This is a genomic window from Stenotrophomonas sp. B2, assembly GCF_014947095.1.
GTDB lineage: Bacteria > Pseudomonadota > Gammaproteobacteria > Xanthomonadales > Xanthomonadaceae > Stenotrophomonas > Stenotrophomonas maltophilia_P.
Map to the genome: position 1 here is coordinate 61,525 of NZ_JADCQA010000017.1, position 12,950 is coordinate 74,474.

Below are 12,950 nucleotides of genomic sequence, written 5' to 3' on the forward strand. Positions count from 1 at the left end.
GGGTTTTTCTTTTCAGAAGCGTCGATACATTCCGATCGAGGCTGGCGCCGTCGGCGCGAATCCGTACTGCGCATACAACCGATGTGCCTCGCCATCGGCGAGCAGGCTCACATAGGCCGAAGGCGGAAGGTTGGCCTGCATCCATTCGTCCAGACGCCGCATCACCTCCTTGCCCAGTCCCTGCCCCTGCAACCGCGGCAGCACGGCGATATCGCAGACCTGCAGGTGGCAGCCGCCATCGCCGACGATCCGGCCCATCGCCACCAGCTCACTGCCCTGATAGGCGCAGACACCGAACAGGGTATTGGGCAGCGCACGTGCAGCCGCTTCGGCGGTCTTGGCGCTGAGCCCGGCCAGCGCCCGGAGCTGGCAATAGGCCTCGACCGTGGGCGCGCCTTCACGGAAATGGCAATGGGCCGGATCGTTCATGCGGAATCTCCCTGAGTGTCAGGCTATCCTGCCGCATCCGCGTCGCAGCCGCCGCGACCCACCCCGACAGATATCGCATGTGCTACTCCGCTTTGATCCGGGCCGACTACGCCAAGCTGGTGCGCGAGTTCGGTGCCGTGCTGTCGCTTGAGGAGTTCGCCGCGCTGTACGCGTACGACCCCGGCAAGAAGCAACCCAGGACGCCCAAGGCCATGGATGACGGCTTCGCTGGCGCGCGCACGGAGCTCGGCCGCGACATCGTGGCCCGGATCCAGCGGTGGCATGCACAGGAGCAGGCCACGCTGGAAGCGGAGCTGGCCCAGCAGCGCGAACGCCGCGACATCGCAATCGCAGCCCTGGCCACCCGTCCCACACTGAAGGCGCGCAACGAGCTGCGCATCGCCGGCAACCGCATCGATCGCGCGCAGACCCGGCTCGACGACCTGCATCGCGTGCAGCTGCTGCCCCGCGACAACCGCATTTTCCCCGGCACCTACGCGCCGGTGATGGTGAGCGAGAACGGGCAACGGGTGATCAAACCGATGCGCTACCGGTGCCGTCTGCCGGATGCGCCCGCGCGCAACGACGTGCTCTATCCGGGCAGTTACAACGCCCGCCGTGACAGTCTGGAAGGCTACTGGCGCGGCGCTTTCGGGCAGCGTCATGGCGTGGTCGTCATCCAGGCCTTCTACGAACACGTGTCCCGGCACGCGGTTGGCGGACGCGCACCGGCCCCTGATGACAGGATGGGAGATGTGGTCCTTGAGTTCCGCCCCGACCCGCCCCGCGACCTGCTGGTAGCCTGCCTCTGGTCCGAGTGGGACGGCCCCGAAGGACGCCTCCTCTCATTTGCGACCATCACCGATACGCCGCCGGCCGATATCTCCGCCGCCGGCCATGATCGCGGCATCGTGCCGATCCGGCCCGAGCACCTCGATGCATGGCTCAATCCGGAACCTGGCGATCTGGCCAGCCAATACCGCATCCTCGACGATCGCGAGGAGATCCGTTACGTCTTCGAGGAGTCCGCCTGAGCACGCACTGCGGCCGGATCGTCCGGCCACCGCGCCTGGATCAGGCGCGGGCGCTGGAATGCCCGACCGCGCGGGCCAGCGCCTGCGACAGCTCCGCGGACAGGTAGGGCTTGACCAGCAGCACACCCGACTGCATGGCCTGTGGCAGCTGCTCCGCCGACATGCCGGTCGCGAGCACGAAGGGCACGCCGCGGGCGGCCAGCGCCGCCGCGACCGGCTCACTGGTTTCCTGGTGGGCCAGGCGATAGTCCAGCAGCGCCACGTCCGGCGTGGTTTCTTCCAGCAGCCTCAGCGCTTCGCCGACGCTCGCAGCCAGCCCCACCACCTGTGCACCGGCCTGCACCAGTTGCATCTGCAGCAGGGCCGCGCTCATCTCGTCGTTCTCGACCACCAGTACCCGCAGGTCCTGCAACGCCGCCATCGATTCCCGCTCCTGTGCATATCACGCCGGCGCAGTATAGCGATCACGGGGGCAATGCCGGCAGATTCGGCCGCAATCGTCCCGCGCCGGGCAGCCTCTATGAAAGTGCGCTCGACCTCGGGTAAAATCACCCGCTGCCTGCCGGTGTGGCGGAATGGTATACGCAGCTGACTCAAAATCAGCCGGGGGCAACCCCATGAAGGTTCGAGTCCTTTCACCGGCACCATGCATCAAAGGCCAGGTCCACGACCTGGCCTTCTGCATTTCCGGCCCGTCACCTGCGTCGCCCCTCCCGCGCGGCGACCGCCCAGCGCCGCCGCCGTGCGCGCCGCAGCTGACAACGTTGCCAGCAGGCCAACGCTGCGGAATTCTTGCAAGGCGCATGCGCATCTGCCTATCGTGACTGGCCGTACCTGGGGGCGGGGGAATGCATGACGTTGCCGGCTGCACTGTTTTTTCTGGTCACGCATGCATTCGTCGTCGGTCTGGCAGGCCCTGGAGATCCGGTGGGTTCGTTCCTGATGTCAAGCGCCGCGCCGCTGCTGGCGGCCATGGCATGCGTGCGCCGTGCGCGTGACAGCCACGCCGCCTGCAAATGGAGGACCTTCGCTTTCGCCGTCAGCCTGTTTCCGGTCGCACTGCTGCCACTGCTGTTTCCAGGCATCACCGATGCCTGGCCGGCGCAGGTCGCACTGACATCGTTGATCCTCTACGTGTTCTATCGCATCCCGCTGACCTACGTGGCCGCCAGCGCCGACAGCCGGAACCGCCATGTCCGCAGCGTCGACCTGTCGATCATCGGCCTGCTCTGGCTGCTGTACTACACGCATGCGCAATCGACTGCGCAGCTGGATACCGCGCTGTGGACGCATGGCCTGAACGCCATCAGCACCACGCAGAACAGCCTGCTGTTCAGCTTCGCGCTGATCCGCTACCTGGCCGAGGACAACGCAGATCGCCGCGACTTCTTCCGCACCCTCACCCTGTTCCTGCTCGGCTACTTCCTGATCGAGCAGTACGTCAGCCGGTATCGGCCGCAGACCCCGGACGGCGGATGGGCAGATCTGCTCATCAGCGGCCTGTTCCTGCTGCTGGCGGTGATCGCCGGCAGTCCGCGGCGCAGGACCGCGCCGCCTGTCCCGCGCAACCTGCGGCGTTTCGTCGAGGCCAGCGTGCCGTTGATGCTGCCGCTTCTGCTGATGCTGGTCGCATTGCTGATGGCGCGCACGAACCAGACGATGGCAACGGTGGGCTTCATCGGCGCCATGCTGGGCTATGCGCTGCGCAGCGTGCTGAGCCAGGTGGACATCCAGCGCCAGCGCGACGACCTGGCAGCGCTGGCCCGGCGCGACCCGCTGACCGGGCTGGGCAACCGCCGCAGTTTCGATGAATCGCTGCCGGGTGCCCAACGGCGCGCGCGGCGCCAGGGCCTGGGCCTGGCGGTGCTGATGATCGACATCGACCACTTCAAGCGCCTCAACGATACCTACGGACACCCGGAGGGCGATCGCCGCCTGCAGGCGGTGGCCGCGATCATCGATGGCTGCCTGCAGCGCGGTGACGACCTGCTCGCCCGCTACGGCGGCGAGGAATTCATCGCTGCGCTGCCTTCCTCCGACGTGGCCCATGCGATGGCCATGGGCGAGCGCATCCGCGTGGCGGTCGAAGACGCCGCGCTGCCGTCCGGCCCGTCCAGCGTAACCGTCAGCATCGGCGTGGCATGGTTGGCTGCCGATGCTCGGCCGGAACCGGACAGCGTAGTCGAACGTGCGGACCAGGCCCTGTACCGGGCCAAGCGCGCGGGCCGCAACTGCGTCCGCGGCGAGGCTTTGCCGGAACGTACAGCGGCCCCTGCCCTGCGCGCCTAGACCACGCGCAGGGTCGGCACGCCATGCTGCAGGGTACCGCCGCCCGCCGCCCCCTGCACACGGAATCCGGCGACGGTCTGCAGCAGGTGGGCCGACTGTTCTTCCATGCTGCGCGCCGCGGCGGACGCTTCCTCGACCAGCGCCGCGTTCTGCTGGGTTCCCTGGTCGATCAGGTCCACCGCGTGGTTCATCTGCTGGATGTCATCGCTCTGCTGCTGCGAGGCGCTGCTGATCTCGGTGACCAGGTCACTGACCCTGCGCACGTTGAGTACGATCTCGTCCATCGTGCGGCCAGCACTTTCCACCTGCGCCGTGCCCGCACCGACATTGGCCACCGATGTGTCGATCAGCTGCTTGATCTCCTTGGCGGCGCTGGCCGAGCGCTGCGAAAGTTCGCGGATCTCGGTGGCGACGACCGCGAACCCACGGCCGTGCTCGCCGGCACGGGCCGCCTCCACGGCAGCGTTCAGCGCCAGGATGTTGGTCTGGAATGCGATGCCGTCAATCACCCCGATGATGTCGACGATGCGACGCGAGGAGGCGTTGATCAAGGCCATCGTCGCCACCACCTCGTGCACCACGCTGCCGCCGCGCGCAGCCACCTCCGCTGCGCCGCCGGCCAGCTGGCTTGCCTGGCGCGCATTGGCCGCCGTGCGCTGCACCGTATCGGCCAGGCCCTTCATGGACACGGCGGTTTCTTCCAGCGAGGCCGCCTGCTGTTCGGTGCGCTGCGACAGGTCGCTGTTGCCCTGCGCGATTTCGGTCGCGCCGACCGCGATGGTATCGGCAGCGAACTTGATCTGGCCGATGATGCCCGCCATGGCTTCGACCAGCGCGTTGACGCCATCGCACAGCTCGGCGATGGGGCCACTCTTGTCGGCAATGGCGACGGTGCGGGTCAGGTCGCCCTGCTTGGCCGCCGCCACGACCTCCCGGGTCTGCGCCACCGCACGCTGCATGGCCTGGTTCTCATGCACCTGCGCGGTGATGTCGGTAGCGTATTTGACGACCTTGAACGGCCTGCCGTTGCCATCCAGGATGGGGTTGTAGGAGGCCTGGATCCAGATCTCGCGGCCGCCCTTGCCGAGCCGCCGATACTGCCCGGCGTCGTACTCGCCGCGCCCGAGCTTTTCCCAGAACCGGCGGTACTCGGCGCTGTCGCGAAGCTCGGGCTCCACGAACAGCGCATGGTGTTGGCCGCGCACCTCTTCCAGGCTGTAGCCGGTGGCGGCGAGGAAGTTGGCGTTCGCCGAGAGAATGTGCCCGTCCAGGCTGAACTCGATCACCGCCTGCGACTTGTCGATGGCGGCAAGCTGCCCCGCCGAGTCCGCGGCCTGCAGCTTCTGCGCGGTGATGTCGGTCGCGAACTTGACGACCTTGAAGGGCCGGCCCTGCGGGTCCAGCACCGGGTTGTAGGACGCCTGGATCCAGATTTCGCGCCCGCCCTTGCCCAGCCGTCGGTACTGTCCGGCGTCGAACTCGCCACGTCCCAGCCGGGCCCAGAAGTCCCGATACTCGGCGCGGGACGCCTGATCGGGATCGACGAACAGCGAATGATGCCTGCCCTGGATTTCGTCCAGACGATAACCCACCGCCTGCAGGAAGTTGTCGTTGGCCTGCAGGATGGTGCCATCCAGATCGAATTCGATCACCGCCTGCACGCGATGCAGTGCGGCCACCTGGGCGGCCAGCTCGGCATGACCGCGATCGCTGTCGACCCTGCCGGGCCGAGGCTGTCCCGCCAGCGCCCCCAGCAGGGAACGCCACGGCGACCAACGGGTGTGCAGCTCGGCTGGCGCCTGTGCGCCTGCCGTAAGGCCTGGAATGAGCATTGTCTGATCCTCGGTGTCCGGTAAGCGGTTGCGATCCGCCAGGCGGGATGCCCGACGGCGACATCAATTGCTTGGACTACAGGTGCCGGCAGGCACCTCTCGAGCAACGGGCAAGAACATCTGGGGGCGGGTGCGATCGACATCCGGGAGCGGCGGAACACACTGCGCGGGCCGCCCGACAGGGCAGCCTGGGGTCCTGCAGCGGGTGACGGGAGCGGGATCCAGTGAGGTTATCGGCACCTCCGTTCCGGGCTTTAGGCCCCTCCGCAGCGGGCCCTGTCCAGCCCCCTCCCCCCTGCAGCGCCTGACGGCGCCCTCGATGCAGCCTGCAACGAAAAGGTTGCCATGACCATCGGGGCTGTCGGCAAGGGGGTGGACAGGCAAGGATGCGCCCACCACGGACCGTCCATCGACACGGAGATCGCATGTTTTCACGCCTGGCTGCTCTTTTCGCCCTCGGCCTGTGCAGCAGCGGCGCGCTGGCCGCCGATGCAGGCTATCGGCCGGGTTTCAATCCCGCACAGCTCAAGGGCCCGCCCGCCGGCCGCGTCAACGAAGTGCTGGTGCTGGGTTCACCGCACCTGTCCGACCTGCCCCCGACCTTCCAGCCGGCAATGCTGGAGCCGCTGCTGCAGCGCCTGCAGGCATGGCGGCCAACGGCGATCGCGGTGGAGAACCTGTCCGGACTGCAATGCGATTTCATGCGCCGCAATCCCGCCCGCTATGCCGAGAGCGTGGGAAGTTACTGCGTCGATCCTGCACCTGCCCAGGCCGCCACCGGTCTGGATGTTCCAGCGGCCAATGCCGAAGTCGATCGCGTGCTGGCGGCATGGCCCGTCACACCGACGCACGCACAGCGTCGCCGGCTGGCCGCACTGTTCCTGGCCGCAGGTGAGAACGGCTCTGCGCTGGTGCAGTGGCTGCGCCTGCCGCCGCAGGAGCGTCGCGCCGCAGACAGCCTGTCACCGCAACTGGTGCAGTTCCTCGACAAACGCGCCGTGCGACGCAACGAAGTCAGCCTGATCGCGGCCGAGCTTGCCGCACGCCTGGGCCTGGAACGCCTGTGGGCAGTCGATGACCACACCGCTGATTCGCCCACCCCTGCGGCACTGGAGAAGGCGGCTGGCGAAGCCATCATGAACGCCTGGAACAATCCCGCCAGCAAGGCACGACGGGCCGCCGATACGGCCCTGCACGCCGAACTCGGCAGCACGGATGGCCTGCTGGCGCTCTATCGGAACTACAACGCGCCCGACACCATCGCCCAGGTCTACAACAGCGATTTCGGCGCGGCCCTGGTCGAACCATCGCCAGAAGGCTTCGGCCGCAACTACGTCGGCTACTGGGAAACCCGCAACCTGCGCATGGTCGCCAACATGCGCGAGGTGCTGGGCCAGCACCCGGGCACCCGCATGCTGACCCTCGTCGGCGCCTCGCACAAGGGCTACTACGAGGCCTACCTCAACCAGATGCACGACGTGCTGCTGGTTGATGCCAACAGCGTGCTGGACTGAGCGCCAGGGCTAGCAGCGTGCCGGCGCATCCCCGCGCCGCGACCGCCACAGCAGCACGCAGGCGGCCACGATGGCACCCAGGGTCAGCATCAGCAGCACCACCACGCCGCCCTGCAGAGTGGGCAGCAGCGCCTGCGCCCGGGCATCGCCGTGCAGTTGCTCCAAACGCAGGCAGGCGGCTACCGCCAGCCACCAGCCGACCATTGCCGGCGCGAAGGCACGCAGGGCATCCGGGGTCCAGAAACGCATGTCGCTCTCCAACGGGGTGGGTGTGCGCGCAGTATTCGCGGCCGCCCTCTCACAGACTGAGATCAGCCGCCACCGGCGTCGCTGTCCACGCCCTCAGCCGGCCATTCGCCGGCTTCCCCCTGCACCTGCACGTTGTTGCGTCCCATTGCCTTGGCCCTGTAGCACTGCGCATCGGCCGCAGCCACGGCCTGGTCCACCCCCATGCCGCCCAGCAGCGGTGCGATACCGATGCTGGCGCCCACCCGCAGGCGGTGCTGGTCCCAGGGAATGGAGAGACTGGCCAGGGTCTGCAGCAGTTCGCCGCCGATCCGCGCCGCGCGGCGCGGCGTGCAGCCGGACAGGATCACCGCGAACTCGTCCCCGCCCAGCCGGGCCACCACGTCCGAATCGCGCACGCCGTGGCGCAGCACGCTGGCCACCGCCCACAGCACCGCATCGCCGGCCAGGTGGCCCCAGGTGTCGTTGACCGGCTTGAAGCGGTCCAGGTCGATGTACATCAGCGATGCCGCCTGGCCTGTCCGCTCGACCCGGGTGATGGCCTGCTGCAGATGGACTTCGAACCCCCGCCGGTTGCTCAGTTCGGTCAGCGGATCGATCTCCGCCAGCTGGCGCGCTTCGCGCTGCCGTGCACGCTGCTGGGTATCATCGCGCAGCACCCACACCGCACCGCGCACATGGCCCTCATCGTCGCGCAGCCAGGCGCGGGTCAGGTCCACCGGCACCGTCGCCGTGCCCAGCCGCAGCAGCAGGTCGGCATGCAGGTCGACCGCGTTGCTTTCCGGGTCCAGCAGTACGGCCACGTCCAGCATCGAGCCGGGGGCGTACTCGGTGGTCAGTTGCAGCACGTCCTGCACCCTGTAGCCGGCCAGCGCCTGTGCGCCGTCGCCGGCCAGCATGCGCACGGCAGCGGCATTGGCATATTCGATGCGGCCCTCCAGGCTGACGCTCAGCACCAGGTCGGCGACGGCGTCGAGGGTGATGCGGCTGCGCTGCTCGCTTTCAAACAGGCGCTGTTCACTGCTGCGTTGTGCGCTGATGTCCTGGATCTGCGAGACGAAATGCACCGGCTCACCGCGTTCGTTGCGCACCAGCGATACCGACAGCCGCGTCCAGATCACCCTGCCGTTGCGATCGAGAAAGCGCTTCTCCAGGTGGTAATGGCTGCACCGGCCTGCCAGCAGGTCCTGCACCAGGGCCAAGTCGGCCTGCAGATCGTCCGGATGGGTCAGCCGCTGGAAATCGACCTGCAGCAGCTCCTCGCGCGCATAGCCCAGGATGCGGCACAGCGCGTCATTGACATCCAGCCAGCGTCCTTCCAGCGAAACCAGCGCCATGCCGAGTGCAGCCGAGGTGAAGGCGCCTGCGAACTTCTCCGCCGCCATGCGTGCTTCCGCACGTGCCTGCAGGATCTCGGTGATATCGATGGCCATGCCGACATAGCCGATGCGCGCGCCATCGGCCCCGTCCATGCGGCTGATCGAAAGCCGCACCTGGCGTTGCCGGCCATCCTTGCGCAGCAGCGTCCATCGCCGCGAATAGGTCTGCCCTTCGGCATGCGCACTGAGGGCTTCGAACACATCCGGCAGGTGACCCTGCGGGTCGGCCTGCGGTTGCAGCCAGGCCTTCAGCTCATCCGGCTCATGGAAGGCATCCAGCCGCCGCAGGCCGACCACCTCGGCGGCGCTGTAACCCAGCAGGCGCTGCGCACCCGTGTTGAACAGGGTGATGGTGCCATCGGTATCGGTCGCGATCACCGCGACGTCGTCGGAGGCGTCCACCACCGACTGCAGGCGCTGGCGGCTCTCGGCCGCGTCCTGTCGTGCCTGCTGCAGCTCGGTGACGTCGGCGTGGGCACCTGCCATCCACAACGGCCGCCCCTGACCGTCCCATTCGAACACGCGACCACGGTCATGGACCCAGATCCACTGGCCGTTCTTGTGACGCATGCGCACCAGGCAGGCGTAGTTGTCGCTGCGCCCGTCGAAATGCTCCTGCAGCGCGGCGTCCGACAGCGCGATGTCGTCCGGATGCACCAGTGCCGCGAAGGTCTTCTGGCAGATCGGCTCCAGCTCTTCCAGCCGGTAGCCGACGATTTCGGCCCAGCGCGCGTTGACCCGCATTTCGCCGGTCTGCACGTTCCACTCCCAGGTGCCGGCAGCGGTGCCTTCGATGATCATCGCAAGCCGCCGACGCTCTTCGGCCAGCGCATGCAGACGGCGTTCGAGCAGATCGTTGCTGTTGTTGCCCTGACCCGCCATCAAGCCCTTCTCCGTCCCGCGCAGGCGTGCACGGGCCGCAGCAATCCGCTGCAGCTGTCACGAAATCGGACGGGGCGTGCTGGCGTCATGGTCCTCCCCAGCGACAGCGGGTCGGCCACACGCCTCCCCAGATGCGCAAGTGTGCGCAATCACGGGGAAAATCGACAAGTCCCCCGCCCCGGTTCAACCGTGACGGGGGACACGCTCCTCAACTGCGCTTGGCGCGGGCGAAGGCTTCAGCCAGTGCGTTGTTGGCCGGGGCTGCCGAGGGGGCGGGCCGACCGCCGTTGCCCTGGCCCCGTCCCGGGCTCCGGCCCGGCCCGCCGGCGTCACGCCGAGGGCCCTGACCACGCTCGTCACGGCTGCCGGGGCGGCTGGTGGCCTGGCCGGGGGTATCGTCCAGGCGCCGGGTCAGCGCGATGCGCTTGCGCGGCACATCCACCTCAAGCACCTTCACCTTGACGATATCGCCAGCCTTGACCACGTCGCGCGGGTCCTTCACGAAGGTGTCGGAGAGCGCCGAAATGTGGATCAGGCCGTCCTGGTGCACGCCGATATCGACAAAGGCACCAAACGCGGCGACGTTGCTGACCACGCCTTCCAGCACCATGCCCTCGCGCAGGTCCTTGATGTCTTCCACGCCCTCGGCGAAACGTGCGGCCTTGAACTCCGGGCGCGGGTCACGGCCGGGCTTTTCCAGCTCCCTGAGGATGTCGCGCACCGTCGGTACGCCGAAGGTCGCATCGGTGAACTGCTCGGCCTTCAGCCCACGCAGGAAGCTGCCATCGCCGATCAACGCCTTGATCGGGCGCTGGGTACTGGCGACGATGCGCTCGACCACCGGATAGGCTTCCGGATGCACGGCGGACGCGTCCAGCGGCTCGTCGCCGTCGGCAATGCGCAGGAAGCCGGCACACTGCTCGAAGGTCTTCTCACCCAGCCGGGCGACTTTCAGCAGGTCCTTGCGGCGCTTGAACGGACCATTGTCATCGCGATGGCGCACGATGTTCTCGGCCACCGTCGCCGACAGGCCGGACACGCGTGACAACAGCGCGGCCGAGGCGGTGTTCACGTACACCCCGACCGCGTTCACGCAGTCCTCCACGCGGGCGTCCAGCGCGCGCGCCAGGCGGTACTGATCGACGTCATGCTGATACTGGCCCACGCCGATGGCCTTCGGTTCGATCTTCACCAGCTCGGCCAACGGATCCTGCAGGCGGCGCGCGATCGACACCGCGCCGCGCAGCGACACGTCCAGGTCCGGGAACTCCCTGGCTGCGAGCTCGGAAGCCGAGTACACCGAAGCACCGGCCTCACTGACCACCACCTTCTGCAGCTTCGGGTTGCCGACCGCCTTGATCGCTTCGCCGGCCAGCTTGTCGGTCTCGCGGCTGGCGGTGCCGTTGCCGATCGCGATCAGTTCCACGTTGTGCCGGGTACACAGCTGCCGGATCGTCTGCAGCGACTGCTCCCACTGGCGCCGGGGCTCGTGCGGATAGATCGTCTCGGTGGCGACCAGCTTGCCGGTGGCATCGACCACTGCGATCTTGCAGCCGGTGCGGATGCCTGGATCCAGCCCGAGCACGGTCTTCGGGCCCGCCGGCGCAGCCAGCAGCAGATCCTTCAGGTTGTCACCGAACACGGTGATCGCGTCCGCTTCGGCCTTTTCGCGGGCCTGGTTGAACAGATCCAGCAGCAGGTGCATGTGCAGCTTGGCACGCCAGGTCAGGCGGCAGGCATCGAGCAGCCAGCGGTCGGCGGCACGGCCCTGGTCGGCGATGCCGGCCTTGCGGGCCACGCGCCCCTCTGCGTACTGATGGCCTGCCTCGGCATCGCTGCCCGGGTCCAGCTCCAGGAACAGGATCTCTTCGCGACGCGCGCGGAACAGCGCCAGCAGGCGATGCGACGGAATCTTCGCCAAGGCTTCGGCATGCTCGAAATAGTCGCGGTACTTGGCGCCTTCGGTCTCCTTGCCCTCGGCCACGCGGGCGCGGATCACGCCGTGTTCGGCCAGCCAGGTGCGCAGCTCGCCCAGCAGTGCGGCATCTTCCCCCCAGCGCTCCATCAGGATCGCCCGCGCGCCCTCCAGCGCCGACTTGGCATCGGCCACGCCCTTATCGGCATCGACAAAGCTGGCCGCGAAGGCCTGCGGGTCCTGCGTCGGATCGGCGAGCAGTCCATCGGCCAGCGGCTCCAGGCCGGCCTCGCGGGCAATCTGCGCACGGGTACGGCGCTTGGGCTTGTACGGCAGGTACAGGTCTTCCAGCCGGCTCTTGGTATCGGCGGCGAGGATGTCGTTGCGCAGTTCGTCGCTGAGCTTGCCCTGCTCGTCGATGCTGGCCAGCACCGCCGCACGGCGGTCTTCCAGTTCGCGCAGGTAGGTGAGGCGCACTTCGAGATTGCGCAGCTGGGTGTCGTCCAGGCCACCGGTCACTTCCTTGCGGTAGCGGGCGATGAACGGAACGCTGGCACCTTCGTCAAGCAGGCCGACCGCGGCGCGCACCTGGCTGGGCTGGGCACCGATTTCCTCGGCGATGGTCTGGGCGATCTGCTGGGCGAGCGCGCTCTGGGCGTTCTTGGCGTCGTGCATTGCTTCAGGTCTGTGCCGCGTTACGGGAAGACCCCATTCTGGCAATCCGCGACGGAGCCGGACAAGGCATTGACAGCAGACGGGGTTCAGCGGCGTGGCCGGTCTGGACGCCGGCATCCTGGCAGGGGGGGGGCTCGGACTGGCCCGGGGCTGGGATGCCGGCGCGGGCGCGCGATGGTGGGCGCGCCCTGCCGCGTGTTGCGAGGGTCAGCGGTAGTGGCGGGCGGCGCGCTGCATGACGATCTCGTCACGCATGCCTTCCAGTGCCATCAGCCTGACCTTGCCGACACCCTGCAGTTCCATGAACCGCTCGGTGTAGAACTCCGGCCCCAGCGCGGTGTCGGCGCGCGATTTGCTGAAGCCATAGGGCACCACGCCCTTCTCGCCATCCTTGCTACCACCGACATAGAGAACGATTGCCATGTGATGTATTCCTCCAAATTGCTACTGCGTACTGCACTCGATGAGCGATGCTGCGAGCCCATCGGAGAGGAGCTTACCGCGTCGTACCTGACTGGAACGTCACGCAGGCTAATGACGATCGGTTGCATGCAGATGACGGCGGGATCGCAGCAGAATGCTTACGGATCCTTAACTTCCAGCTAACGAATTTCCAAGGGAATTCCCGCCAACGGCGCAGCCCCTCGCGGGCGGTCGTGTAACGCGTTTCATGTGATTGGGCCGGGGGGGGGGGGGGGGGGGGGGGGGGGGGGGGGGGCGCGGCCGCGGGGGGGGGGGGGGGGCGCCGCCGGCGG

10 protein-coding genes and 1 tRNA gene are annotated in these 12,950 nt (G+C 67.8%); 4 read left to right on the plus strand and 7 right to left on the minus strand.

Translation table 11 applies throughout. The features are described 5' to 3' along the window. Positions 1-12: 12 nt before the first annotated feature. Positions 13-429 carry a GNAT family N-acetyltransferase gene (locus IMX13_RS17450; RefSeq protein WP_193396827.1) on the minus strand — a complete coding sequence of 139 codons (417 nt, stop codon included), beginning with the start codon at positions 427-429 and terminating at the stop codon, positions 13-15. Positions 430-506: 77 nt separating this feature from the next. On the opposite strand from IMX13_RS17450, the gene IMX13_RS17455 reads away from it, so the two are divergent. Beyond that, positions 507-1,463: an SOS response-associated peptidase family protein gene (locus IMX13_RS17455; protein WP_193396828.1), complete on the plus strand. Its 957-nt coding sequence runs from the start codon at positions 507-509 to the stop codon at positions 1,461-1,463. A 40-nt stretch (positions 1,464-1,503) separates the two neighbouring features. Here IMX13_RS17455 and IMX13_RS17460 read toward each other — a convergent pair whose 3' ends face one another. Next, on the minus strand, positions 1,504-1,884 hold the full coding sequence (locus IMX13_RS17460) for a response regulator (protein WP_053520434.1): 381 nt from the start codon (positions 1,882-1,884) through the stop codon (positions 1,504-1,506). Between the two features lie 140 nt (positions 1,885-2,024). Here IMX13_RS17460 and IMX13_RS17465 point away from each other — a divergent pair. Beyond that, positions 2,025-2,110: transfer RNA gene (locus IMX13_RS17465), tRNA-Leu, on the plus strand. Positions 2,111-2,315: 205 nt separating this feature from the next. Then, positions 2,316-3,752 (plus strand): GGDEF domain-containing protein, encoded by a 1,437-nt coding sequence (locus tag IMX13_RS17470; RefSeq protein ID WP_193396829.1) that lies wholly within the window; start codon positions 2,316-2,318, stop codon positions 3,750-3,752. Here IMX13_RS17470 and IMX13_RS17475 read toward each other — a convergent pair. After that, positions 3,749-5,584 carry a methyl-accepting chemotaxis protein gene (locus tag IMX13_RS17475; RefSeq protein WP_193396830.1) on the minus strand — a complete coding sequence of 612 codons (1,836 nt, stop codon included), beginning with the start codon at positions 5,582-5,584 and terminating at the stop codon, positions 3,749-3,751. The genes IMX13_RS17470 and IMX13_RS17475 overlap by 4 nt on opposite strands. 425 nt (positions 5,585-6,009) lie before the next feature. Here IMX13_RS17475 and IMX13_RS17480 point away from each other — a divergent pair, with 425 nt between their 5' ends. Then, complete coding sequence (locus tag IMX13_RS17480; protein ID WP_193396831.1) at positions 6,010-7,098, plus strand: DUF5694 domain-containing protein; 1,089 nt, start codon at positions 6,010-6,012, stop codon at positions 7,096-7,098. Positions 7,099-7,107: 9 nt separating this feature from the next. On the opposite strand, the gene IMX13_RS17485 is transcribed toward IMX13_RS17480, so the two are convergent. The 4 genes from IMX13_RS17485 to IMX13_RS17500 form a co-directional block, all read right to left on the minus strand. Further along, positions 7,108-7,347: a hypothetical protein gene (locus IMX13_RS17485; protein WP_053517894.1), complete on the minus strand. Its 240-nt coding sequence runs from the start codon at positions 7,345-7,347 to the stop codon at positions 7,108-7,110. 62 nt (positions 7,348-7,409) lie between these two features. Then, a complete protein-coding gene (locus tag IMX13_RS17490; RefSeq protein ID WP_164151892.1) occupies positions 7,410-9,605 on the minus strand; it encodes a PAS domain S-box protein in 2,196 nt (731 codons plus the stop codon). Between the two features lie 208 nt (positions 9,606-9,813). After that, positions 9,814-12,195 carry a Tex family protein gene (locus IMX13_RS17495; RefSeq protein ID WP_193396832.1) on the minus strand — a complete coding sequence of 794 codons (2,382 nt, stop codon included), beginning with the start codon at positions 12,193-12,195 and terminating at the stop codon, positions 9,814-9,816. A gap of 207 nt (positions 12,196-12,402) precedes the next feature. Next, positions 12,403-12,618 (minus strand): hypothetical protein, encoded by a 216-nt coding sequence (locus IMX13_RS17500; RefSeq protein ID WP_005410085.1) that lies wholly within the window; start codon positions 12,616-12,618, stop codon positions 12,403-12,405. Positions 12,619-12,950 lie beyond the last annotated feature (332 nt).

Coding starts and splice junctions, on each gene's coding strand:
- IMX13_RS17450 (WP_193396827.1), bottom strand. CDS start 429: ATGAACGATCCGGCCCATTGCCATTTCCGTGAAGGCGCGCCCACGGTC.
- IMX13_RS17455 (WP_193396828.1), top strand. CDS start 507: ATGTGCTACTCCGCTTTGATCCGGGCCGACTACGCCAAGCTGGTGCGC.
- IMX13_RS17460 (WP_053520434.1), bottom strand. CDS start 1,884: ATGGCGGCGTTGCAGGACCTGCGGGTACTGGTGGTCGAGAACGACGAG.
- IMX13_RS17470 (WP_193396829.1), top strand. CDS start 2,316: ATGACGTTGCCGGCTGCACTGTTTTTTCTGGTCACGCATGCATTCGTC.
- IMX13_RS17475 (WP_193396830.1), bottom strand. CDS start 5,584: ATGCTCATTCCAGGCCTTACGGCAGGCGCACAGGCGCCAGCCGAGCTG.
- IMX13_RS17480 (WP_193396831.1), top strand. CDS start 6,010: ATGTTTTCACGCCTGGCTGCTCTTTTCGCCCTCGGCCTGTGCAGCAGC.
- IMX13_RS17485 (WP_053517894.1), bottom strand. CDS start 7,347: ATGCGTTTCTGGACCCCGGATGCCCTGCGTGCCTTCGCGCCGGCAATG.
- IMX13_RS17490 (WP_164151892.1), bottom strand. CDS start 9,605: ATGGCGGGTCAGGGCAACAACAGCAACGATCTGCTCGAACGCCGTCTG.
- IMX13_RS17495 (WP_193396832.1), bottom strand. CDS start 12,195: ATGCACGACGCCAAGAACGCCCAGAGCGCGCTCGCCCAGCAGATCGCC.
- IMX13_RS17500 (WP_005410085.1), bottom strand. CDS start 12,618: ATGGCAATCGTTCTCTATGTCGGTGGTAGCAAGGATGGCGAGAAGGGC.